Here is a 22,285-nt window from a genome sequence, read left to right as displayed (position 1 = left end):
ATGAGCCGCTTTCTTGCAACCGCTGCGATGGTCGTCGGCGGTATCGCCCTAGCTGCTACAGGCGTCGGCGCTGTGGCGAGTGCGGGCTTGCTCGGGTCAGCCGCTTCGACGGCAGGTACGGCGACGTTCGCCTTTGTTCAGACCGCGGCCACCGTCGCGAAGGTTGCCGGCTTCGCCGCCGCGGCGCTGATGGCGACCAGCGCGCTGACCGCCCCGAAGGCATCGAGCGGAGGCTCGCCCGAACAGTGGAAAGCCGAACCGAACGCCGGCATCGATGTCGTATTCGGCGACGCCTACAACGGCGGGCACATCGTCTACCGTCAAGCATACGGCTCGACTAACAAGTACCAGTCCATCGTCACCGAGTGGTCGCTCGGCCCGGTTCAGTCGCTCGACACGCTCTACATCGACCAGATCGCGCGCGGTGTCGTCGGGCAGATCGTAGACGTGCCGAACCGCGGCTTCGTGTTGGAGGCGCGGCAGCTGGGGCAATGCCCGGAGCCGGCCGCGCTGAGCCTCGCGGGCACGTCGCCCTACGGCTGGAGCGGCGCGCACCGCCTGTCGGGCAAGGCCGCGACCATGATGCGCTTCGAATACGACACGAAGGGCAAGAACACGCAGACGTCCATGCCGACCTGCGGTTGGCGCGGGAAGGGCGTGCTCTGCTACGATCCGCGTAAGGACAGCACCTATCCCGGCGGCGACGGGCCGCAGCGCGCCGCCGATCAGTCGACCTGGGCGTGGAGCGATAACCCCTACGTCGTCGCGCTGACCTGGTGCCTCGGCTGGCGGCAGAACGGCAAGCTGGCCGCCGGCGTTGGCCTCCCGATCAGCGGCATCATCGTCGACAACTTCGTCGAGGGCGCGAACGTCGCGACCATCAACGGCTGGCGCGTCGGCGGCGTCAAATCGACGCTCGACGACAAGTGGGACGTGCTGACCGACATCCTGCAGGCGGGCGCGGGCGAGCCGCTCCGTCTCGGCGCCATGCTGGGGTGCATCGTGTCGACGCCGCGCGTCAGCCTCGCGACGATCGACCGTGACGCGCTCGCGCAGGGCGAGGTCAGCATCGTCGCTATGCAGGCGCGCCGCGACCGCATCAACGCGCTGGTGCCGCGCTACTGGTCGGAGCAGATCAGTACCGATCCGCAGAGCGGTGTCACGACCACCACGTGGGCGGAGGTGCCCGCCGAGCCGATCATCGTCGCCGAGCACGTCGCGGCCGACGGGCGGCAGGTCCGCAAGGAGGCGTCGTTCCCGCTGGTGCAGTGCTTCGCCGGCGAGGAGCCGAAGCAGGTCGCAACGCTCGCGCGCTACGCGATCGAGAACGCGCGCGAGTTCGGCCCGATCAACCTGCCGCTCAAGATCCGCTGGATCGGCTACAAGCCCGGCGACGTCGTGACGATCGACTATCCGGAGGGCGGGCTGATCGATCAGGACGTGATGCTGCTGACGCGGTCGCTCGACGCCGGCAGCGGCATCGTGACCGTCACCGCGCGATCGGAGACGGCGGCGAAGCACGCATATGCGCTCGCGCAGACGGCGGTGCCGCCGGTGTCGCCGGGCTTGCCGGCGAACGCGTGGGCCTTCGAAGCACCGGGCGCGCCCGCCTATGCCGTCACCGCCGGCAGCGCGGACACGGCCACGTCGGCCGAGGAAGCGGCGACCGCCGAAAAGCTGGGCGGCACTTACGCCGCCGACGACATCGCAGCCCTCATCGAGCGGGTGCGCAAGCTCGAGAACCCGCCGGCGTAACCGTCGGCGGAACCGCCCGAACAGCTGGAGCCGCGAAAGCGTAGCTCCGCGCCGACACGGAGCCGGCGCCCTCCATCTGCTCCGCCCCCACGGAGCATTGCTAATGTTCACCGCTGCTCGCCTGGCGATCTCCGCCTGGCGCAACGAGGACCTTTCGTACCTGCTGCGCGTCCGTGGTCCCGACCTCAGCGGGGGCACGGCGCTACGGCTACAGGTGCGCCTCGCACCCGGCACGCCCGGCGATCCGCTGATCAGCCTCGATCGCGTCACTGACGATACGCCCGGGCTGAAGGTGATCGATACGCGCGTCGTCGACGGCGTGATCGAGACGGTGATCCGGTTCCTCGTGCCTGCCGCACGTCTGCAGGCGCTGCCATTCGAAGGTGAGCTCGGTCAGCCCCTCCCGCTGGCGTTCGCCTTTCAGATTGCGGGCAAGACGCGTCTCCACGGTGAGCTGATCCTGCTCGATTCGGCGATCGACAGCGACGGCAACTCTGACGACCGCGAGCCGGCATACGGCGCGATGGCGGCGCGCTTCATGACTGCGCCTCAGCAGGGCGCGACCCTGACGATCGGCGCTGACGACGTCGCCGAACTGACGATCGACGGCGCCGACCTGCTCGGCCCGCTCGCGACGCGCGCGGTCGACGCGATCGACACGGTCGAGGGCATCGCCACCACCAGCTACCGCGCGGTCGCGACCTACGGCGAACGCGAGGCGATCCCGCTCGATAAGCGTGCACCGGGTATGCTCGTGCGCGTGCTGGAGGGCAGCACCGACGGCGGTCGCGTCTTCATCTGGAACCCGTCGTTCGCGATGCCGGGGGCGTGGACCGGTCTCCTCACGGAAGAGGAGAAGATGCGCCTCGACTTGATGCATGGCGGGCTCGGGCAGGACAAAGTCTACGGCCTCGAAGGGTCGCTCGATGCGATGCGCGACGCCACCGCGGCGGTCGCGCGGGTGAAGGTCGGCAACCTACGCGCCGAGCTGCTCGCCGGCGGCGCGGCGACGATCGCGTGGACGCGCGACGGCGCGCGGCCCGATGCGCAGGAAGTCGCGTGGGGCGACTGGAGCGTGCCGCTTAGCGGCGATGTCGAGCGCTTCGACCTGCACGACTGGTCGAAAATCGATCGGCTGTTCGTCGCCGGAAACTCGCTGTCGGACACGACGGGCGGAAATGGCCAGTGGTCGCAGCTGTTCGCGCAGCAGCTGGGCATCCCGTATGTGTCCGTCGCGCGCGGCTCTTCGGACGCTCGGCAGGTCTACAAGACGGGTGCACGACCGCTGCTACTCACTCTCGGCGGTCAGCTGCCGGCGCAAGGCTCGGTCGCGGTGACGCTGATCAACGGTGTCGCCCCGTCGCTCGACAGCTACGTCAGCCCGGCGAGCTTCTTGAACAGCTACGGCGGCGACGCGACGCCGGCGTCGATGACCGGCTACGTGACCGACGGCACCACCTCGCGCCGCGTCACCGTGTCGATCGCGCGCAGCGACAGCACCGATTACCGGATCACGCAGGCGGCGGGCGGCAGCGCGGTCACCTTCGCGGGGCCGGTCCTCTTCACGCCCGACACGGTGATCGAGCCCGCACGGTCGCTGAATGCGCTCTGGCTGGGAAACAACTACTTCTATTCGGGTGTGCCCGGCGCATACGGCGACAACACCAACGCGCAGCTGTGGACCGACATGGCGGCGATCGTGCGCCAGTGGAACGGCGCGCGCGGGTTCATCCTGCCGATCCTGCCGTCGAGCGACTGGATCGCGCGCGGGCCGGGCACGCCCTACGACGCCTATATTGCGGCGAACGCGCGCACCCGCGCGCTGTACCCGCGTTATTGGCTCACCGATGCGCAGGGCCGCGACCTCGTCGCCTACATCCTGCAGCTCGGGTCGGACGGTTCGGACAGCGACAAGGCCGACATTGCGAAGGGCTTCACTCCGGGATCGTGCCGCTATGACGGCTTGCACCTGAACGCCAAAGGCGTCGGGCTCGTCGTCGCGTTCCTGCTCGCCGCCTTGCCGCGCCAGGCTATGCCGCCAGTGCTCATCGAGGGCATGACGGTGCGGCTGAATGCGAGCGGCGCCGGCACTGCCGACAGCGCCCTCACGCAGGTTGTGCGCCCGGCGTCGGCCGCACTGATTGACGGCGTAGTCAGCCAGTCGGCATATCGCCCGACGCTCGCGGCCGCGGTCACTGACTTCGAGGTCGGCACCTTCTTCACGTCGCGCGACATGGATGGCGTGTCGGCGTACCCGGGTGAGAAGCGCCAATACGAGATTATCGCGAAAGCGCCCTACTGGGCCGACCGCGGTCCCTTCGTCGGCAAGGCGGACGTTGGCCTCGATCAGGCCGACAACACCGCAGATGCCGACAAGCCGGTCAGTGTCGCGCAGGCACGGGCGCTCAATCGCCGCCTGCTGATCGATGCACCGCAGGAGCTCGGTGATGAATCGCAGCTGCAGGCACGCGCCAACATCGGGCTCGACCTGGTCGAGAATATCGCGCCTGGACAGATGCCGGTGTCGCAGGATCAGGCAGCGGCGCTCGCGGTGAAGTCGGACGCTGCCGTGTCGGTCGCAGCGCTGGCCGCGCGTCCGCAGACCAGCGCGTCGGTGCTGCTGACCGAGGTGGGGCGTGCCGGCGCGTTCCGCTGGGAGCCGGGCGATCACCGCGCGGCGGTGTCGATCGATCCCCGGCAGGCGGTGACGATCGCCCCGGCGAGCGACCCGACCGGCGCGAGCGGCGCATGGGTGCGCGCGTACAGCGGCGACGTGAATGTCCAGTGGTTCGGCGCGAAGTCCGATCCGACCGGGGTCAATGTCGCCGCCAACAGCGCTGCCTTCCAAGCCGCGCTTGATTACGCCAAGGCGCAGTACCCGACCGCCTTCCAGGGCGCACTGCGCATCTACGTGCCCGCGGGCTGGTACTGCCTCAGCAATGTTGTGCAGTCGGGTGGCTCGATCACGTGGACGGGTGACGGCGAACAGATCAGCGTCATCTTCAACCTGCATCCGTCCGCGCGGTGCGTGCGCTTCCAGCCAGGAGCGGGGCAGCAGGTTGCAACGCACGTCAATTTGGAGGGGCTGACCTTCGCCAATTGCGTCAACCGCGACCCCGGCGCAGTGCCTGTGTTCTCGCTCTATCAGATCACCCGCTATTCGCTGAAGAACGTGCTTTTCCAAAGCGAGGACTATGCGTTCGCAGGGCCATACGCCGGCGACGTGCTTGAGGTGACGTACCTGTGCGAGGCGGCGTTCCAGAGCGTCCGCTTTCGTGCTGGTGGCGGTGCCGGCGGTGGTAAGGATGTCTGCGCTGGCGTCGCCATGACGGTCGTCGATGCCGGTCAGGCTGATTCGCTCGATCTCGACGGCCTGACGATGCAGGGCTACGCGCTCGACATCGCCTTTGGCGTAAAGAGCGGGACCGAGGCCGAGCAGGCGGGCACGAACAGCACCGCCATCCGCAGCGGCAAGTTCCTCGGCTACCAGGGCGGCAGCTTCCTGAGCGGCAAGCGCGATGCCTATGCGCAAGGGATTGTTACCAGCGCGGTGGCAAACGCCGCGGTCGTGCCGGTGTCGACCACCGCGGGGATGAAGGTCGGCCGTGCTTTCGTCGCCGGGCAGAACACCCGCAACGGTGCAAAGGGCGGCAGCGCGGGCGCGCCGCAATACGGCATCATCACCGCGATCGACACCGGCAACAGCCGTGTCACGCTAGATCGCGCGGTTACAATCTCGAACGGCGATCTGTTTCTGTCCGGCAGCATGGCTGTTCTGCTCGGGAACGTCAGCCTGATCGCGTTCGAAGCGATCCAGTTCGAGGGCAAGGATGTCGGCGTTATCTCCACCGGGGGGCTCGGCATCAGCCTGCGCGATTGCACGCTCGGCGCGATCAAGTCGGTCGTCAGCCACGGCAACTTCTGGAACGCGAGCATCGAGGGATGTCGCTACACGCTGGGGGGCAACCCGGATGGTGGTGCGACCAAGAAGCTGGTGACGATCCGCGGCACGGCGAACGCAAGCAACAAGATCCGCCTCGCCGGCAATTCGTTCGTGCCCGGCGCAGGCCTGACTGGCGCTGACATCACGGCGTGGATCGATAACCAGACGATCGCCGAAATTGCGGGCGGGATCGATGACTGGCGCTACGGCGTCGCGCAGGGCACCTGGGGCATCGGCTCCGTCTGGAAGGCGGCAAGCGGCGCACCCGTTCCGATCGGCAATAGCATCATCGACAATGGCGCGATGCGACTGTGGCAGCGCGGGACCGGGCCTTTCGCGGTGCTGGCGAGCGCGGTGTACAGCGCGGACCGATGGTTCACGACCACCGATGTCGCTGGCACCCGCACGGTGTCCCGCGCGGCCGTCTCAGCGGCGGAGGCGGAGGCGGGGGTGCAATCGCAATACGCGATCGACATCGAGCAGCAGGTGGGCGGCGGGACGTACTTCATCCTCGCGCAGGCCGAGGACGAGGAGCTGTTCCGCGCCGTCAACGGGAAGACCGTCGCCTTCGATGCCAAGATCAAGCTGGTCTCCGGCGCGATTGGTAATGTGCGCGCCTACATCCAGCAGCGCTTCGGTGGCGGTGGCAGCCCGTCGAAGACCTTCTTTGGGACACCCGCGGTGCTGACGGCCGGCGCCTATGCCGCGTACAGCGGGCAGATCGCGGTCGGTCAGGCGTCCGCCTTTAACATCGGCTCGGCACCGAGCATCCTGGTGGGGATCGACCTCCCTCCCGCCGATGTGCCGTGGAGGATCGCGGTTACCGATCTCGCGCTGACGATCGGAGCGCAGCGCTACCTCTTCTCCCCGCGCCCGCTCGTGACCGACGTGGCGGCTGCGCAGCGCTACTATCGGACGATGGCCGTCCAGGCGATCAACGGCTCGCTGTGGGTGCCATTCGGGGTGCCGATGGCTCGCGCGCCCAACGTGACGACGACGGCTGGCACGGTCTCTGGCGTCACCCGCGACGGCTTCCTGCTCACCCACACCGCCAGCGCGGCGGTGACGGTCACCGCCGTGTGCGCCGAGCCATGAGCTGCTGCTGACCATCGTCTTTGACGCGCATCACTGAGCGAAAGCGCTCGATCTCGAAGGGCTACCACATGACCGACGCCACGCCGGCGACGACGCAAACCGTCGTCGTTGCTCCACAAGCGCGCTCGACGTGGAAGGACTGGCTTCCCGTCATCTCCCTCCTCGTCATCGTCGGCGGTGTCTTGCTCACGGCCGGCGGTGTGCTGCGCCAGGTGAACGACAACACCTTGCGGATCGACAAGCTCGAGATCCGCGCCGACCAGCGTGACGTCCAGCTTGGCGACCTGCGCATGCAGATGGCGGGCGCAAACGCGAAGCTCGACCTTCTGGTCAACCGCACCGGCGGAGCGGGCAAGTGAGCGGCATGATCATCATGATGATCGGCGGCGCGCTGTCGATCGTCACGCCCGCCTCGCGCGCGATCGATAACCGCCGCGCGCGCCGCGCGGCCGAGCATGGCGATGGCCTACGCAACCTCTACCCCGTCGCCGGCGATGCGCCGGCCGACCTGAAGGCGCTGCTCGGCCGCCTCGACTGATCGCCGGCGGCCGATTGCCGTCACCCCCAGGAGAACACCGACATGAAGCTGATCCCCAGCTGGAGGCGCGCTGCGCGCCTCTGGTCCGTGCGCGTGCCCGCGATCGGCGCGACCATCTTCGGCGCGCTGCTCGCCGCGCCCGACCAGGCGCTCGCGATCTGGACCGCGTTGCCGCCCGAGGTGCAGGCGCTGGTGCCCGGCACGCGCGGCCTCGGCCTCGCGCTGTCGGCCGCCGCGATCGTTGCGCGCCTCCTCAAGCAGAAGGGCGTCGAGGATGGCGAGTAAGGCAGCGAAGGGCGGCCTAGCCGCGACGATCGTCGCCATGATCGCCAGCACGATCGCGCTCGAGGGCGGATACGTGAACGACAAGCGCGATCCCGGCGGCGAGACGATGCGCGGCATCACCAAGAAGGTGGCCGTCGCGCACGGCTACACCGGCCCAATGCGCAAGCTGCCCGACGAGGTGACGCACAGCATCTACTACGAGGGCTACGTCGTCGCGCCCGGGTACGAGCCGCTTGTCGCGATCGATGCCGCGGTGACGCAGGAGCTGTTCGACACGACCGTCAACATGGGCGCCGCGCGCCCGGGCCGCTTCTTCCAGCAGTCGATCAATGAGCTGTGCGGCGCCCGCCTCGCGATCGACGGCCGCGTCGGCCCCGCGACGATCGCCGCCTATGCCGCATGTCAGCGCCGCGTCGGTGCGGCGCCGCTGTGCGTGTCGATGCTCGACAGCCTCGATGCCAAGCAGCGAGACGAATACGATCGGCTCGTGCGCGTGAACCCGGTGCTGGTCCGCTTCCACAAGGGATGGGTCGCGCATCGGATCGGCAATGTCGATCGCGCGAAGTGCCGCGTCTCGACGCCGGCTGCCGCGCCTGTCATATCGGCTGCGCCCTCCCGAGCGTAGCCGCAGAGGAAGGCCCGCGCGCGCGGTTGACCACGAGCTCCGGTTCGCCGGGTGGCCCGTGAAATAGAAGACCCTTCGGGGAAATACGCGGGGCGCAGTTCCCGTGGTCCTGCGCGGCTAACCACCCGGTACGGGTCGGTTGCCGCGCAGCGATCCTCCACCAGTTTCGCGGCGATTGCCGCACCATCGATCCCGCGGCCGACCGGCCCGGGCTTCGTCGGCCGGATCGGCCGGCGACCACCTGAGCGCGCGTAGCCGACGTGTTCGTATCAGGACGCCTCCACCACCATGACACCTGTTGCACCCGTCACCCCTCCCGCGGCTTACCTCGGGGGAAAGCGTAACCTTGCGCGCCGTCTTTGCGCGCTGATCTCCACCATACCGCATCGCGCCTACATCGAGCCGTTCGTCGGCATGGGCGGGATCTTCCTGCGCCGCGCCGCGCGGCCCACCGTCGAGGTGATCAACGACCTGGCGGGCGACGTCGCCAACTTGTTCCGGGTTGCCCGTCGCCACTACGAGCCACTGGTCGAGGAGATGGCCTGGCTGCTCGCCGGCCGAGATGAATTCGAGCGGTACCGGCGCGTCGATCCCACAACGCTTACCGACATCGAGCGCGCGTGCCGCTTCCTCTATCTCCAGCGCCTCGCGTTCGGCGGCCGCGTGTCCGGCCGAACCTTTGGCGTCCGACGTGATCAGTCGTCGCGGTTCAATCACGCGCATCTGCGTGGCGAGCTGCGCCGGCTGCGCGATCGGCTCCAGCCAGTCACGATTGAGCAGCTGCCTTGGTCCGACGTCGTGCGGCGGTACGACGGCACGGACGCGCTGTTCTACCTGGACCCACCCTATGACGAGACGGAAGGCTATGGTGTCGAGTTCGGCCGTGCCGACTATGTCGCTATGGCCGAGCAGCTGGCGCAGATCCGCGGCCGCTTCGTGCTGTCGATCAACGCCACGCCGTTCGTGCGCGAGACTTTCGCCCGCTTCGACATCGCCGAGGTCGACACGACCTGGACGTTAGCGACGGCGACCGCGGGGGCGCAACGCGTCAAGGAACTGATCATCCGCAACTGACTAGGAACAGCCGCCGGCGATCGTTGCCGGCGGCGTGCCGGTTCAGAAGTCGAGGTTGCGCCGCTGCATTTCGGCGGCGAGCGCGTCGGCGACCTCGTCGCCTTCTTCCCAGCTGCTCGCCTGCCATTCCGCCAACAGGGCGTCGTCGCTGAGCGCCTTCACGCGTTCAGCGGTGCGGCCGTAGCGGCGGTTCATCTCCTCCATGGTGATGTGCTCGATCATGACGTTCTTACGCGTCAGGTGTAGCCGACGCAGGATCATGACCAAGTCGGTTTCGGTCAGGCCCGACGCCTCATCGATCACCGCACCTGCAGGGATCGGCAGCACATAAGCGGCAAGCCGGTTGCACGCGGCACCAAGCTCGGGATCAGCGGAGTCGTCAAAGTCTGCCATGCGCTGATGCTATTTCGATCGAGCGGTGCCGTCGAGCATGGTATGGGTGCGGAGCGCGCGATCAGCGATCGAGACGCAGCTACCATGCAGATTTTCTGTCCATGGTATGCTACATGGACAACGACGGGGGAATTTTAGGATTGCCCCGGAAAAACGTCACTTTTTGGCTTTGGTGTGGCTGCCTCCCGCTCCGCCATCAAGTCTCAGACGTAGCCGCTACCGCGCGGCCCATAGCGCGAAAAGGCGCTTTTCTGCGCCTCTCAGCCTTGCTTATCGTACGCCAGAGAAGCTGAGGCACTCACAAAGCCGCCAATTGCCGGCACTTTTCTCTGACTGTCCTTGGCGCAGTACCAAACATTGTGATCGATCTTAACGCCGCACACTGGAGAGGCATCGACTGCGTACAGATGCGGCTTTTTCAATAACCGGGAAATTTACCGGCAAGATTACTCAGGTTACTGCCCGAAGAGGGTCAGTTTAGCGCCTAAGTCACTGTTAAAACCAGTGCAAAGGTGTGCGTCGCGCTGCGGCAGAACCGGGAAATCGATGTCGGGAAGCGGGAATGCTTGCACGGCTACATCTTCTTCGGCAGAAGGGTGCCGCCAAGGAGGGCTCGTGTTCGATGGAACAGAGCCCCGGCGCTTTCCTTCGAACATGAGTTGGCCTGGTTAACCACCGGGGGGTGATCATGCGTGAGGAAAAACAGAGAAGAACTGATACGCTGTTCGGGTCAGGGCAACGGAACGCAAACCGAAAGGGACGCGGACCGGCCAAGGATCGATCGATGGCTGAGATTGGCGAAATGCCGATCCGTCACGTCGTCAATGGAAAGCTGAAGACGACGTCCTTTGACGAGCGAAGTATGATGCGGATGTTCGTCGATGCGGCGAAGGGAGATCCTAAAGCGGCGGCTGAAATCATGGCGCTGCGCAATCAGGAAGAAGAGGCGGCAATCAGGCGAGGCCCACGCGTCACGCGTTCGGCTAAGGAGAAGGCAGACTTTGAAGCTGCCGCGCGTACGCTGATGAATACGTATTTTGCAAATGAAGTTAGCGGGTTAGCAAAGATGGTCGGCGCGGATGCTGTCCACAAAATCAATGGAAAGTGGTATCTACGATCGTGGGCAGTTGCCGTAGGGCAGGAGAGTATGAAGAAACGCTTGCGTCAGCGCTGATTTAAATGGGGCACGGCTATACCGTGCCCCAGTCCTTCAGTGCTTCGAGGAAACCTTCAGCGAACGCATAGCCGCCTTCCACTTCTACCAAAATGCCTACATCTCGCGCACGCTTCACCACGCCAAAGTGCCTGTTGCGTTGTGCTTCCAGCCATTTGTAACCTTCCAATTGCGCGGGAGCCTTCAGTTTTTCGCCGGCTTCGGCGCGCTTGATCTCAAGTTCAAGCCGCAGGTCAGCGAGTCGCTGCTCTGCGCGGATTTGATCATCACGAATCTTGCGAAAGCGATGATCCCCTTCCGCCGCTCTGGTATGAATGACCCACTTGAGGAACTCGGCGCGGCTGACCTGCTCGGGCTTGCCGGTGCCCAGGTCTTGCTCGCTCCTTTTGCTCAGGAACTTAGACACATGACCGGTATTCGGCGAGCCTTTCGGGCGACCGGTCGGGTTCTTGCTCGGTGCGCCCGGCTGCTGCTGACCGTGCTTTGGCGGGTTGCCGTATCCGACGGGGCGCGACGGATCGGCGCCAACAGGCTTGGGTTCGCTAGCCGGCGCTACCGGCTCGGCGTCGACGGTGATGATGCGCACCGGCGGGTGCGCTGGCTCAGGCCCCGGTTCGTTCAGGCCGAACGGGTCATCTAATTCACCTCCCGGCGGATAAGCCGACGATGCTTGTGCGGAGTCTGGCGGCAGCGTCTCTAGGGGGATCCAAACGCAGTCATTGCGCAGATCGGCGTAATCATCATCGTCAGCCGCGTGCATGGGGCGTCTCCTCGACGATCGCGCGCTGATCAGCGACATCCGCGTAGCTGTACTCGGTGCCCGAGAGCAGCGGCATCTTGCCCGTCAGCGTCATCCAGCGTCGGATGATGGTGTCGCAGTAGAGCGGGTCCTTCTCGATCAAGCGGGCTTTGCGCCCCGTCTCCTCGCACGCCATCAGCGTCGAGCCCGAACCACCGAACGGGTCGACGACGATGTCCTCGCGGTCGGTCACGTCGAGGATGGCGTCGACGAGCATGTCGACCGGCTTGGGGGTCGGATGATCCTTCAGCACGCTGCGCGCGGCGGTACCGGACGTGCCGGCTCCGGCGTAGTGCCAAACGTTGGTGCGGTCGCGTCCGTGCTTGCCGAGCTGCACGTTGTTCTTGTGCTTGCCCGTTTTCTTCAGAACGATGACGAACTCGCTTTGCGAGCGGTAGAACGAGCCCATGCCACCCTGGTTCTTGACCCAGGTGACGAGGTTGATGTGCTCGTAGCCGAGCTGCTTGCCGATCCTGATCAGGTCGTCGACGTGGACCCAGTTCATGTAGCTGAACAGCATGCCGCCGGGCATGAGGGCGCAGTGCGCCTGATAGAAGCTGGCCTCGATCATGGCCCCGAACTCGCTGTGCGTCATGTCGCCACCACCTTCGACAAAGTCCCGGTGCTTCGTGGAGACAACCTTGCTGACAGCGACTCCGTAGGGCGGATCGGTGAGCACGAGCTGCGCGGCCTCTCCGTCCATCAACAGCTGCCAGTCGGCCTGCTCCTTCGCATCGCCGCACAGCAGCACGTGGTCGCCCAGCAACCAGCGATCACCAGCCTGGCAGATCGATTGCAGCTCCGCTGCCTCGTCCACGTCGACTTGCGGCTTCGCGTCGGTCAGCGGCCGCAACATGATCTGGTCAAGTTCCTGATCGGTGTAGCCCAGGCCACGGATCTGCAGGCCTTGCTGTTCGAGTTCCGCTAGCTCGTCGTGCAGTGCATCGATGTCGGTCTCGCGCTTGTGCCCCATACGCCCGAGCACCAGCCGGAGCGCACGCTCCTCCTCGAGCGTGAGGTGGTCGACCTGCACGCAGGCAAGGGTACGCAGCCCTAATTTCTTCGCTGCGGCAACGACGACGGCCCCGTCGATGAGCTTGTTGTCGCGACCAACGATGATCGGTGCCGACTGACCAAAGCGCTCGATCGATTGCGCAACTTCGGCGATGTCATCGGGGCCGACCTTGCGCACCTGTCGGGCTGGCAGCTTGATCTCATCAAGCGCAATGTTCCGCATCTTAAGTTCAGGGCGCAGATCATTGCGATGCGAGGCTGTCGGCGGCAGATCTTGCACCAACGATGCGCGGCGCTGTCGACTGCGACGGTCAGCGCTCCGCGCTTGTAACTCAACTTTCATGGGATCAGCCTCGAGCGGCTGGCGACCAACTGTGACGGGCATGTGCTTCACTCCTAATTGACGCCGGCAAGGCACCAATCGAGAAGCAAGCAGCCCGGCAACAGCAAGGCTGCTCGGTTTCCCGAGCGGTACCTTGCCCTCCTTGGCGTCAGATCACCGTGAACTCGCCGCTTATGGTGTCAAGTCTGTTTCGACTTAGTCGCGCTGCGTTGCTCCCGCCAGCTGTCAGCAGCGCATACCCTTGATGGTCCGTCGTTATCTTTGCTGCCTTAGTTGAGTACACAGCATTGCTGATCGGGCGACACATAGAGCCAGCCGACCCCTGCCTCCGCCGCTCGTGCCGCACAGGTTGCAATCTCGTGCTCACGCATGCGGCCCTTGGCCTCAGCAGCCACGTCGACCACCATCATGACCGTGGTGACCTTGCCTCCGAGGTGCTCGACCTCTTCTCGGTGCGCGATCAGTTTGGCGACATCATCCATGATTTCCTTGACCGACAAGCGCTTCTTGTCGCGCTCGGATGCCTTCATTTCGATCACCATGAGCATGTTGGCGAGCGTCACGGCGGTGTTACGGCGCTGCCAGTTGCCGTTCACCTCGGGCTTGAAGAGCACGATGTCGGGAATGGGCTCGAAGCCACCATTGTAGGCAGGGTGTTTCTTGCTGATCGACTTTAACTTGAACAACTCGGTGACTGGTTGCTCAATCCACTGCTTGACGTTCATGCCCAGCTGCCGGGCGGGCACACCGGCCTGGCGTAGGCAGTGGTAGGCTACTGCCTGATAGTGCAGCTCGCCTCCCAGTTGCTGGCGGCTCTCGTCCACGATCATCGGCCAGGCCTTCTCCACCAGCATCTTCGCGTCGTCACTATTCACGTCACTCTCCCTTGTAGACGATGAGTCTCAAGGAGCGACACACGCTCTGTGTCGACGAACAGTCAACTCGAATGTCACTGATCGTCTGTAGATTGATCAGCTGCATGGCAGTCTGTGGGTGGTCGTGGAGATACGCACCCGCCTCGCCCAGAACGTCCGCCGCCTTCGCGAGGCGAGAGGCTGGAGCCAGGAAGATTATGCCGACCGCGCCGGCATTCACCGCACCTACGTCAGCGACATCGAACGGGCTCGGCGTAACCCCACCATCACCGTGGTCGAGAAGCTCGCGCAGCCGCTCGAAGTGACCGCGAGCGAGCTGATCGCGTAAGCGACGCGAAAGCTGCAGCTAGACTTCCAGGCCGGCTTGCAGTGTCCGTCACAACATGGACACCGATGATGTTGAGCTAGCCGAACAGCTGATGACGCGGGCAGGAGCACTGCTCGAAGATGCAAGTGCCATAGCGTTACTCACGAGTGAGCAAACCCTGCCCGAGCGCATCGTGCGAGTGCGCCGCGCGGTCAGCGTAGCAGCGGCCCTCACCAACGCTGCGGCATCGCTCGCAGGCGATGGAGAAGATCGTTCTGCTGCGTGTCAGCGCCGCACGTAGAAGAGGTGGGTATCCACCTTGGCAACCTTGGTCATTGTATCGCGCCAGTACGGCACCATCCAGTCGGCATGATAGTGCGTGGCACGCCCCACGGCGGCAAAGACATGGCCCGCGAGCGCCCGCCTCGCCGCACGTCGAGCTGCGGTCCAACCGAAATGTTTGGTTCGCCGCTGGATTGAGCCGTCGCAGGTAAACGAGAACTGACAGCCTGTGGTCCGCTCGAAGCCTTGGTAGACGACGCCGCAAATTGTGTGCGGGAAGCCAGGTGCACGGGCACGATTGAGGATGACCTGGATAACCGCGCGCTGCCCGCGCGGATCGTCGCCGATCTCGTAGAGCGCTGCGGTCGCGAGGCAATCAATGGCCTGGGCACGCTCGGCGGGTCCGCCTCCGAAGTGGAACGGTGCTGCGCGCGCTCGCTTGCTCACAACAATTGGAACTGCGGCGTTCGAGGCTCGTGCTTGTGCCATGGTCAGTGGCTTTGCGCGTTCGGTGTGTTTCGCACCTTGCTCGGAACCTGGCAGGCTCGACACAATGATGACCGCGAGGACCACGAAAATCAGCAACAGCCAACGCTCGGCAGCGGCGTCACGCTGTGCCGCACGGCGTTTCGTGCGAGAAGACGGGCGTCCAGATCTCATATCACCGCTACTAGTGGAGCTAGTCTATTCTGACACCAGCGGCTAACACTCCTGCCCACGATCGGCTGCTGAATAGACGAAGAAACAGTAAGCAGCGAAGCCTGAATGACAGCCGGCCCGAGAAAGGGCGAGTAGCGCTGCGGCTATGCCGACGCATCGTGGGGCCGTCGCCGCAAGCGCGGTAGGGTGTGGTCGCTGCCGCAAATGAACTAACGGCGTGGCCAGCCATTCAGCTTTGATCTCGATCAAGGATGTATCGCATGTGCCACGTTCTCGTGATCGAAGACGAACCGCTCGTGGCCGAGATCATCTGCGACTTCCTCACCTGCGAAGGTGCAAGCTCGTTCGACGTGGCGGAAAGTGAGGCTGAAGCGGTGCGCATGGCGGATGCCCGCCTGCCGACGCTCATTACGTCAGACGTCCGGATCAAGAACGGGCGTGGGCCGCATGCCGTAGAAGCTATAAGAGCAACACATGGCGAGCTGCCGACGATCTTTATTACTGCGCTCGCAGATGAGTGCGTGCCGTGCGATCACGCAGTCGCCATTCTCACAAAGCCATTTTCCTACGCTGATCTGGCGACAGCCTTCTCACGCGCGTGGGCGGTATCACCAAACCCATAAGGTAGTACCAGTCCCTCAGTACGGCCTAAGTTTTGGCGAGGTGATCAAGTCGCGGTGCCTCAGACGCTGAAAACCAGGTTCTGCCGGCTAAGACCAGAACCGTTGACCTACATCGCGTGGGTGCTTGCTGGCTGGTGCGGGGTCCTCGGCTGGATCGGCTTGCACACGCGCGTGACAAGCAACGATGCGGCCGGCAACGGCATGGCGACCGGCTTCGTGCACGGGTTTGCCGAGGCAGGATTGCAGTGCACGGTGGCCTTGATGGGCCTTTACCTGCTCATCCGCTGGCGGCCGGCGCGTTACGCCTTCGTCGCTCTTCTGCTACTAATCAGCTGCGCGTTGCTGATCCTCGTACAATAGCGCGGCGCATGCCGCATCCGACCGCTCACGTGCCAGGTGCCTGCTCTTTTGCTCGTGCTCCCAACGGATTGGTGGCGGCCGCATCTTCAGCAGACCATATAAAACGTAATGGTCCGCCGGCTACGCCGGCACCTGCCTCGCCGCCTCTGTCGTCGACCCCTTCCGCTACCGCGAGCCGCTGCTCACGTGTTCCGCCATTGACCAGCAAAGCTCGCTTGTCGCGCCGCGAGCTCCACGCCGCAACCTGCAAGGCGTCATCGCTGATTACGCCAGCCGCGATCGGCAATGACGGTAGCACTGCGTCACGGGGTGGGATGATGCGCACCGTCCAACCCGGCGCGCCACGCGACGCCCGCTGCTCCAGCAGACGATAGAGTGCGATCGGCAAGCCGGGCAGTGCCGAAGCGATTGTGCTGAGCACGCGCTTGTCGGTGTCGACGGTCACGGCGTCAGGCTGAACACCCGCGATCAGTGCAACACTTGCCACCGCACGCTGCTGACGATCAGCATCCGCAGCTTGGCTTGCGCTGTTCGCGCGCGCGATCTGAGCGGCTTCGACCCCATCCCCCTCGGGATCGACATGCAGCTGGTCGACATGGACGTCGATCGGTCGCTGCAACCGCGCACGCAGGTCGGCCGCCAGCACGCGATCTGCACTTGGGTCGAGCTGAGGCGTTAGCACCACAGCGCGGATGCGGATCGGCGTGGCAGCATAGTCGATGTCGAGCTGCCCGAGCCGCGAAGCGTCGGGAAAGCGATCGCTGATCGTGTCGCGAACCTGCCGCTGCGCCACCGCTTCAAACGCGATCTGCCTGAGCGCAGCGCCGAGCGGCACCGATAGCAGGCCGAGCGCGACGAAGAACAGGACGAGCTGCCATCCGGTATGCTGCGGTGACAGATGCGCGCCGAAGCCGTACAGGCGTGCGACGAGCGCCGCGGTCAGCGCAATCGTGATCGCGTTGGTAAGGAACAGCAGCAGCGAGCCCGCGAACACGGTCCAGTTCAGTGTCGCGATACCAAACCCCACAACGACGAGCGGCGGCATGAGCGCGATCGCAATTGCGACGCCGACCACCGTGCCGCCACGACCGCGAATTAGTGCGTAAGCACCTGCGACTGCTGACAACAGGGCGACGAGAAGATCAAACAGCGTCGGCCGCGTACGCCCGGCAATCTCGCTGGTAATCGTCTGGATCGGCGACAGCGTCACGCACACCACCGACAAGGCAATTGCGAGCACCGCACCAACCAGCAGTGCGGTTGCCGAGCGCCGGATCTCGCGCGGGTCTACCGTCGCAATCCCAAAGCCGAGACCGATGATCGGCATCATGAGCGGCGACAGCAGCATGGCACCGATCAGTACCGCAACTGACGGCATCAGGAGGCCGAGGAGCGAGATCATCGCCGAGATGACGACCAGGAACGCGTAGCGTCCAGACCAGCCGGAATCCTCACTGATCTGCTTCAAGATCGCGTCATGGTCGACGCCGCCGACCACCCACATCGACCACCAACGCCGCAGGCGGCCTCGTCCTTGTGTCAGTTGCGTCATCGCTCAGACGCCCAGACGCGTGAGACGCGCATCTGCCAGGTCGAGTTCTCGGCCGAGCTGTTCGGCAAGCGTGATGCTGATCTCGCGCTCGCGCGCCAGACCGAAGATCGCTTCACGTTCAGCGCGGATGCCCGCAAGTCGCAGCTTGCGCTCGAGCCGTGTCTCCTGCGCCTGTCGGGAGCGGTCATCCTCGTCTCCAGCAATGCTGTCGATCCGTTCGCGGTACTGGTCCATGATGCGCGCAGCGACTTCGGTCGAGCGATCCGCGTCGCCCTGTTCCTCGGCCATCTGGTGCTGCGCACGCTCAATCTCGGCGATCGCGGCCTTGGCCCCCTTGATCCGCGCGCGATCGCGCTCGTCGGCCGCGCCCTCGTCGTGGGGCAGGTGGAGGCCGCGCAGCAGTAACGGCAGCCCCAGCGACGCGATCGCGAGCGAGGAGAGGATCACGCCCGAGGCGAGCAGGATCACTAAGTCGCGTGTCGGGAACGGTGAGCCGTCCGTCAGCGCCATCGGCAGCGTCAGCGCACCCGCCAGCGTGATCGCGCCGCGAGCCCCCGCCACCGACATCGCACCGACGATCCGGCGCGGCGGGCTTCCAGCATCCGCGCCGCGTCGCCGCGCGCGCAGCAGCGTGAAGCGCAGCGATACCCAGACCCAGGTGTAGCGCAGCGCGCCCAGTGCCGCGGTGATTGCCGCGACATAGAGCAGCAACCACCACATGCTGCTGTGCCCAGTCGTCTGGATGGTCGCGCGTGCACGGTTGAGAAGATCGGGGAATTGCTCACCTAAGAGCACGAAGATCACGCCATTCAACGTGAACTGGAGCATGTCCCACACTGCGCGGCGCCTGATGCGGGTGGCCGCACCCAGTGACACGCCACCGCTAGCAAACGTCATGGCAATGCCTGATGCGGCGGCCGCCAGCACGCCCGACGCGTGGACATGCTCCGCCACCAGATATGCGCCAAACGGGATGAGCAGGCTGACGAGGATGTTGGAGCCGCTGTCGTCGCCGAAGCGCTCGGCGAACGCTGCCTTGCCGCGTACGATCGCCCAGGTCACGCCGACGCCGATCGCCACACCAGCGAGCGCCATCCACGCAAAGGTCGAGATCGCACTGCTGATCGAGAAGGTGCCGCTCAACGCCGCGGCGATCGCGAAGCGCAGGCAGACGAGCCCGGACGCGTCGTTGAGCAGCGATTCGCCTTCGAGAATGTGCATCATGCGCTTGGGGATCGACACCTTCTGCGCGACCGCGCCGACTGCGATCGGGTCGGTCGGTGACACGATGGCGGCGAGCGCGAACGCCACTGCCATCGGCATGGCCGGGATCAGCCAGTGGATAAACAAGCCGACGCCGAGCACCGTCAAAAACACCAAACCGAGTGCCAGACCCAGGATCGCGCGGCTGTCGCGGAACAGCTCGTCCTTCGGGATGCGCCAGCCATCGAGGAACAGCAGCGGCGGTACGAGCAGCAGGAAGAACAGCTCGGGGTCGAGCTCGACACGGACCCCGGCAAACAGGCCGATCAGCGCGCCGAGGCCGATCTGGACGAGCGGGCGCGGCAGGGCGGATGGCAGGATGCGCGACACGATGCTGCTCGCGACGACTGCCAGCAGCAGAAAGAGGCACAAGGTTACGACGTTCAATACATGCTCCGGATGGCTCTGCTGTGCCTTGTACCGACTTTGAGCCGAGGGTCACCCCGTCATCGGCCACCGACAAATGGCAGGGCACGCCACTATCCGGTGAGCGCCGTGATGCTTCGGGCGTTCGCTACGCCTTGCGCGACACTGGCACGAGGCTTGCTAATGGTAGATCAGCAACAAGGGGTAGATAAGATGAAGAGCCATGTCGTGCGGTTAGCAAGCATTGCCGCAGGCCTGTGTGCGCTGGCGGGCAGTGCGTCGGCGCAGAGCGCGAAGGCGCCCTTCGCGACCAGGCTGGAACAGGCGCGCACGACACTGCAGGTCAGCGCTGACGGCACGCTTGAAGGCGAGGGCGCGAAGGTCATCGCCGATGCGGTAACGAAGGCGCGCTACGTGCTGCTCGGCGAAGACCACCTCTCGCGCGAGATCCCGCAGTTCGCGACGGGCATCTGCCGGATCATGGCGCCGGGTGGTCTGCACGCCTTCGCGGTCGAGACCGGACCCGAGGTCACCAGGGTCGTCAACGCCAATCTGCGCCGCCCCGACCGGCTTGCACGCATTGCCGCGTTCGCGCGGACGTACCCTGACGTGATGGCGTTCCAGAACGGGCGCGACGAGAGCGACATGGCGGCGGCGTGCGCGCAGGCAGCAGGTCCAGGCTTTCGCATGTGGGGGCTGGATCAGGAGTTCTTCGGCGCAACTAGCTACCTGCTCGAGCAGATGCTGGCGGCACGCCCCGGCCCCATCGCGCGCGCTGCTATCGCGCAACTAGCAACCCTCGACCGCGGCTTCACGGCAGCGGCCGTCCGCTCGGGATCGGTGGGCGACTTCTTCATCTACAAGATTAGTGACACACAGATGCACGCAGCGCACGCTGCCATCGCCAGGGACGGCGGCGCGCACGCGAACGAATTGTTCGCCGCACTCGCCGAGACACGCGAGATTTACCTCGGACAACAGACCAACGGCTATGCTTCCAACGGGCAGCGCGCGCGGCTGATGAAGCGAACGCTGGTCAACTATCTCGCCACTGCGCCCGCCGCGTCGCGCGTGCTGTTCAAATTTGGCGACGTGCACATGGCGAAGGGCATCAACAACCTGCGCCAGCGCGATGTCGGCAATTTCGTTGCCGAGCGCGCCGAGGGTGCGGGCACCTCGTCGCTCCACATCGCGGTCTACGGTGCGAAGGGGCAGCGTGCCACGTACGGCGGTGTCGGGCGACCGCTCGGACAAACGCCCTTCGTCATGACCGAGGACGAGGACTATGTTTGGCTGAAGGATGCGCTCGCCTTGCACGAGCGGAGTGCAGGCAAGCGCGACTGGATGCTCGTCGACCTGCGACCGTTGCGCACCAACACGCCCGCCGACATGCCTGCGGCATGGCGCAAGCTGTTGCTGCAGTACGACATGGTCGTGGTGGCACCCGAACTCACGCCCTCGTCGCTGCTTGGTACCCGTTAATGGCAGGCGGCAAAACTTCGGGTCTTGAGAGGAGGGAGATGATAATGAATCTCGACGCAGGGCGTGCGCTGACGATCTACGCGGGTGCGTTGACCGCCGCAGCTATCTGGATGGGACTGACGGCGGCGGCACCGGCGAGCAGGTCGGCGAAATTTGACACGATCGATGTCGGGCGGATCAACGTGCGCGAGCCGGACGGCACGCTGCGCATGACTATCGCCAGCGCAGCACAGGCGCCCGGCTTCATTGGTGGCGGCAAGGAATACCCGCGCCCGGACCGCCGCATGGCCGGTATGCTCTTCTTCAACGACGAAGGCACAGAGAATGGCGGCCTGATCTTCGCGGGCAAGGATCAAAACGGCAAGGCGGCCAGCGGTGGCAGTCTCACATTTGATCGCTACAATCAGGATCAGGTCGTGCAGCTGTTCGGCTTTGAGGAAGGGCAGGAGCGCTCGGCCGGGATCAAGGTCAACGACCAGCCCGAGGGCCGGCTCGATTTCGCCGCCGTCGACCGGGTGCGCACCCTGCCCGAGCGCGAACAGGATGCGGCTTACCGTGCCGCGAACGTCGGTAGCACGCAGCGGCTGTTCGCGGGCCGAGCGACCGACAAGTCGTCGCAGCTGGTGCTCCGCGATGGGGCAGGGCGCAAACGGCTGGTGCTGCGCGTCGCTGAAGATGGTGCTGCATCGATCGACTTCCTGGGCGCGGACGGCGAGGTTCAGCGGACCGTTCGTCCGGCGGACTGACCCCCGCCGACGCCCGCGAGCGATGCTCAGCCGCTATCAAACCCTTGGTCGCATGGCTCGCCTGTGATCTCGGCGCTTATGCGCAGACCGGTCGGCCTTCATCGGCAAAGGCGGCGGCGATCGCGGCGACGCTGGCAAGGACGCCATCGACCCGGCGATGCCCGAGCAGGTCGGCCATCAGCAACGACGCGCTTTCGCGATCGTGCTCGACCCGCGCGATGATTGTCAGCAGCGCTTGCTCCGACGCGGTCACGCGCGGGCAGCAGCACGGCGCAATCGAGATCGACATGGTCGATGTCGCGGCAATGTCTGACATCATCGCGCGTGCCAAGGTCAAAGGACGGCGAAAGCCTTTGCCAAACGCGATGAAGAACGCGTGCGCGACCCTGGCGTCGGACAAGCCATGTGCGCCCAGCCGGCGTATCGCGAACAATGCGATGCGCGCATTCTCGCAAGGAGGTGCGGTGTGGGGCAGTGCAGACAGGGTGGCGGTGATGGTCATCGCGAACGACTCCTTCGTGCCCGCACATCGTCACTAGTTCGCTATTGCAAGTCAATCGCAATCACGATGAGTCTGTTTGGCATGCCGCTGTCGGTGCGCGATGCCGTTGATAGCCGGGCGAACGTCTTGTTTTGTTGGAAACCGGAATGGCCGCTTTGGGTGAGACGCACCAGTAAGCTGCCCTTTGTTCATGCTCAGCGAGCAGGCAGCTTCGCGCTTTACAATCGGT

General features: G+C 65.1%; 21 protein-coding genes. 13 read left to right on the top strand and 8 right to left on the bottom strand.

All coding sequences use genetic code 11. From position 1 onward, the window contains the following. From KZ810_RS12945 to KZ810_RS12915, 7 genes are all read left to right on the top strand, one after another. Positions 1–1,755: a hypothetical protein gene (locus tag KZ810_RS12945; RefSeq protein WP_219769540.1), complete on the top strand. Its 1,755-nt coding sequence runs from the start codon at positions 1–3 to the stop codon at positions 1,753–1,755. Between the two features lie 103 nt (positions 1,756–1,858). Then, on the top strand, positions 1,859–6,793 hold the full coding sequence (locus KZ810_RS12940) for a hypothetical protein (protein ID WP_219769539.1): 4,935 nt from the start codon (positions 1,859–1,861) through the stop codon (positions 6,791–6,793). A gap of 68 nt (positions 6,794–6,861) precedes the next feature. Next, complete coding sequence (locus KZ810_RS12935) at positions 6,862–7,152, top strand: hypothetical protein (protein ID WP_219769538.1); 291 nt, start codon at positions 6,862–6,864, stop codon at positions 7,150–7,152. Further along, on the top strand, positions 7,149–7,331 hold the full coding sequence (locus KZ810_RS12930; RefSeq protein ID WP_219769537.1) for a hypothetical protein: 183 nt from the start codon (positions 7,149–7,151) through the stop codon (positions 7,329–7,331). Before KZ810_RS12935 ends, KZ810_RS12930 begins: the two co-directional genes overlap by 4 nt. A gap of 42 nt (positions 7,332–7,373) precedes the next feature. Then, complete coding sequence (locus tag KZ810_RS12925; RefSeq protein WP_219769536.1) at positions 7,374–7,616, top strand: DUF7940 domain-containing protein; 243 nt, start codon at positions 7,374–7,376, stop codon at positions 7,614–7,616. Then, positions 7,606–8,241 carry a glycoside hydrolase family 108 protein gene (locus KZ810_RS12920; RefSeq protein WP_219769535.1) on the top strand — a complete coding sequence of 212 codons (636 nt, stop codon included), beginning with the start codon at positions 7,606–7,608 and terminating at the stop codon, positions 8,239–8,241. Before KZ810_RS12925 ends, KZ810_RS12920 begins: the two co-directional genes overlap by 11 nt. A gap of 288 nt (positions 8,242–8,529) precedes the next feature. Next, complete coding sequence (locus KZ810_RS12915) at positions 8,530–9,315, top strand: DNA adenine methylase (protein WP_219769534.1); 786 nt, start codon at positions 8,530–8,532, stop codon at positions 9,313–9,315. 42 nt (positions 9,316–9,357) lie between these two features. On the opposite strand, the gene KZ810_RS12910 is transcribed toward KZ810_RS12915, so the two are convergent. Beyond that, positions 9,358–9,708, bottom strand: a complete 351-nt coding sequence (locus KZ810_RS12910; protein ID WP_219769533.1) for a hypothetical protein — start codon at positions 9,706–9,708, stop codon at positions 9,358–9,360. A 784-nt stretch (positions 9,709–10,492) separates the two neighbouring features. On the opposite strand from KZ810_RS12910, the gene KZ810_RS12905 reads away from it, so the two are divergent. After that, positions 10,493–10,882, top strand: a complete 390-nt coding sequence (locus KZ810_RS12905; protein ID WP_219769532.1) for a hypothetical protein — start codon at positions 10,493–10,495, stop codon at positions 10,880–10,882. A 16-nt stretch (positions 10,883–10,898) separates the two neighbouring features. On the opposite strand, the gene KZ810_RS12900 is transcribed toward KZ810_RS12905, so the two are convergent. The 3 genes from KZ810_RS12900 to KZ810_RS12890 all read right to left on the bottom strand — a co-directional run bounded on the left by KZ810_RS12900 (position 10,899) and on the right by KZ810_RS12890 (position 13,913). Then, positions 10,899–11,642, bottom strand: a complete 744-nt coding sequence (locus tag KZ810_RS12900) for a hypothetical protein (RefSeq protein WP_219769531.1) — start codon at positions 11,640–11,642, stop codon at positions 10,899–10,901. Beyond that, positions 11,629–13,080, bottom strand: coding sequence for a DNA modification methylase (locus tag KZ810_RS12895; RefSeq protein ID WP_219769530.1), 1,452 nt, complete (start codon positions 13,078–13,080; stop codon positions 11,629–11,631). Before KZ810_RS12895 ends, KZ810_RS12900 begins: the two co-directional genes overlap by 14 nt. A gap of 227 nt (positions 13,081–13,307) precedes the next feature. Then, positions 13,308–13,913: a hypothetical protein gene (locus KZ810_RS12890; RefSeq protein ID WP_219769529.1), complete on the bottom strand. Its 606-nt coding sequence runs from the start codon at positions 13,911–13,913 to the stop codon at positions 13,308–13,310. A 124-nt stretch (positions 13,914–14,037) separates the two neighbouring features. On the opposite strand from KZ810_RS12890, the gene KZ810_RS12885 reads away from it, so the two are divergent. Next, positions 14,038–14,241, top strand: a complete 204-nt coding sequence (locus KZ810_RS12885; RefSeq protein WP_219769528.1) for a helix-turn-helix domain-containing protein — start codon at positions 14,038–14,040, stop codon at positions 14,239–14,241. 264 nt (positions 14,242–14,505) lie between these two features. On the opposite strand, the gene KZ810_RS12880 is transcribed toward KZ810_RS12885, so the two are convergent. Continuing rightward, positions 14,506–15,087, bottom strand: coding sequence for a cell wall hydrolase (locus KZ810_RS12880; RefSeq protein WP_219769527.1), 582 nt, complete (start codon positions 15,085–15,087; stop codon positions 14,506–14,508). Between the two features lie 335 nt (positions 15,088–15,422). Between KZ810_RS12880 and KZ810_RS12875 the strand changes: the two genes are divergently transcribed. Continuing rightward, positions 15,423–15,785: a response regulator gene (locus KZ810_RS12875; RefSeq protein ID WP_219769526.1), complete on the top strand. Its 363-nt coding sequence runs from the start codon at positions 15,423–15,425 to the stop codon at positions 15,783–15,785. A gap of 102 nt (positions 15,786–15,887) precedes the next feature. Beyond that, on the top strand, positions 15,888–16,145 hold the full coding sequence (locus KZ810_RS12870; protein ID WP_219769525.1) for a hypothetical protein: 258 nt from the start codon (positions 15,888–15,890) through the stop codon (positions 16,143–16,145). 25 nt (positions 16,146–16,170) lie between these two features. Here KZ810_RS12870 and KZ810_RS12865 read toward each other — a convergent pair whose 3' ends face one another. Together KZ810_RS12865 and KZ810_RS12860 are read right to left on the bottom strand one after the other, a co-directional pair. After that, the gene (locus KZ810_RS12865; RefSeq protein ID WP_258044889.1) at positions 16,171–17,697 is read right to left on the bottom strand and encodes a DUF389 domain-containing protein; all 1,527 of its coding nucleotides are present in this window, start codon (positions 17,695–17,697) and stop codon (positions 16,171–16,173) included. 3 nt (positions 17,698–17,700) lie between these two features. Beyond that, a complete protein-coding gene (locus KZ810_RS12860) occupies positions 17,701–19,347 on the bottom strand; it encodes a Na+/H+ antiporter (protein ID WP_219769524.1) in 1,647 nt (548 codons plus the stop codon). A 192-nt stretch (positions 19,348–19,539) separates the two neighbouring features. Between KZ810_RS12860 and KZ810_RS12855 the strand changes: the two genes are divergently transcribed. After that, the gene (locus KZ810_RS12855) at positions 19,540–20,808 is read left to right on the top strand and encodes a hypothetical protein (protein WP_219769523.1); all 1,269 of its coding nucleotides are present in this window, start codon (positions 19,540–19,542) and stop codon (positions 20,806–20,808) included. 44 nt (positions 20,809–20,852) lie between these two features. Beyond that, entirely contained in the window at positions 20,853–21,554 is a 702-nt protein-coding gene (locus KZ810_RS12850; protein ID WP_219769522.1) for a hypothetical protein, read from the top strand. A 76-nt stretch (positions 21,555–21,630) separates the two neighbouring features. On the opposite strand, the gene KZ810_RS12845 is transcribed toward KZ810_RS12850, so the two are convergent. Beyond that, complete coding sequence (locus KZ810_RS12845; RefSeq protein ID WP_219769521.1) at positions 21,631–22,056, bottom strand: DUF6628 family protein; 426 nt, start codon at positions 22,054–22,056, stop codon at positions 21,631–21,633. Between the last annotated feature and the right edge of the window lie 229 nt (positions 22,057–22,285).

This window comes from Sphingomonas citricola (genome assembly GCF_019429535.1).
In the GTDB taxonomy this organism is placed as follows: Bacteria; Pseudomonadota; Alphaproteobacteria; order Sphingomonadales; family Sphingomonadaceae; genus Sphingomonas; species Sphingomonas citricola.
This window is presented reverse-complemented; position numbering and strand designations above follow the sequence as displayed.

Bases quoted from the DNA above. Each gene is read 5' to 3' on its own strand.
- KZ810_RS12945 (WP_219769540.1), top strand. From the start codon at position 1: ATGAGCCGCTTTCTTGCAACCGCTGCGATGGTCGTCGGCGGTATCGCC.
- KZ810_RS12940 (WP_219769539.1), top strand. From the start codon at position 1,859: ATGTTCACCGCTGCTCGCCTGGCGATCTCCGCCTGGCGCAACGAGGAC.
- KZ810_RS12935 (WP_219769538.1), top strand. From the start codon at position 6,862: ATGACCGACGCCACGCCGGCGACGACGCAAACCGTCGTCGTTGCTCCA.
- KZ810_RS12925 (WP_219769536.1), top strand. From the start codon at position 7,374: ATGAAGCTGATCCCCAGCTGGAGGCGCGCTGCGCGCCTCTGGTCCGTG.
- KZ810_RS12920 (WP_219769535.1), top strand. From the start codon at position 7,606: ATGGCGAGTAAGGCAGCGAAGGGCGGCCTAGCCGCGACGATCGTCGCC.
- KZ810_RS12915 (WP_219769534.1), top strand. From the start codon at position 8,530: ATGACACCTGTTGCACCCGTCACCCCTCCCGCGGCTTACCTCGGGGGA.
- KZ810_RS12910 (WP_219769533.1), bottom strand. From the start codon at position 9,708: ATGGCAGACTTTGACGACTCCGCTGATCCCGAGCTTGGTGCCGCGTGC.
- KZ810_RS12905 (WP_219769532.1), top strand. From the start codon at position 10,493: ATGGCTGAGATTGGCGAAATGCCGATCCGTCACGTCGTCAATGGAAAG.
- KZ810_RS12900 (WP_219769531.1), bottom strand. From the start codon at position 11,642: ATGCACGCGGCTGACGATGATGATTACGCCGATCTGCGCAATGACTGC.
- KZ810_RS12895 (WP_219769530.1), bottom strand. From the start codon at position 13,080: ATGCCCGTCACAGTTGGTCGCCAGCCGCTCGAGGCTGATCCCATGAAA.
- KZ810_RS12875 (WP_219769526.1), top strand. From the start codon at position 15,423: ATGTGCCACGTTCTCGTGATCGAAGACGAACCGCTCGTGGCCGAGATC.
- KZ810_RS12865 (WP_258044889.1), bottom strand. From the start codon at position 17,697: ATGACGCAACTGACACAAGGACGAGGCCGCCTGCGGCGTTGGTGGTCG.
- KZ810_RS12855 (WP_219769523.1), top strand. From the start codon at position 19,540: ATGAAGAGCCATGTCGTGCGGTTAGCAAGCATTGCCGCAGGCCTGTGT.
- KZ810_RS12850 (WP_219769522.1), top strand. From the start codon at position 20,853: ATGAATCTCGACGCAGGGCGTGCGCTGACGATCTACGCGGGTGCGTTG.
- KZ810_RS12845 (WP_219769521.1), bottom strand. From the start codon at position 22,056: ATGACCATCACCGCCACCCTGTCTGCACTGCCCCACACCGCACCTCCT.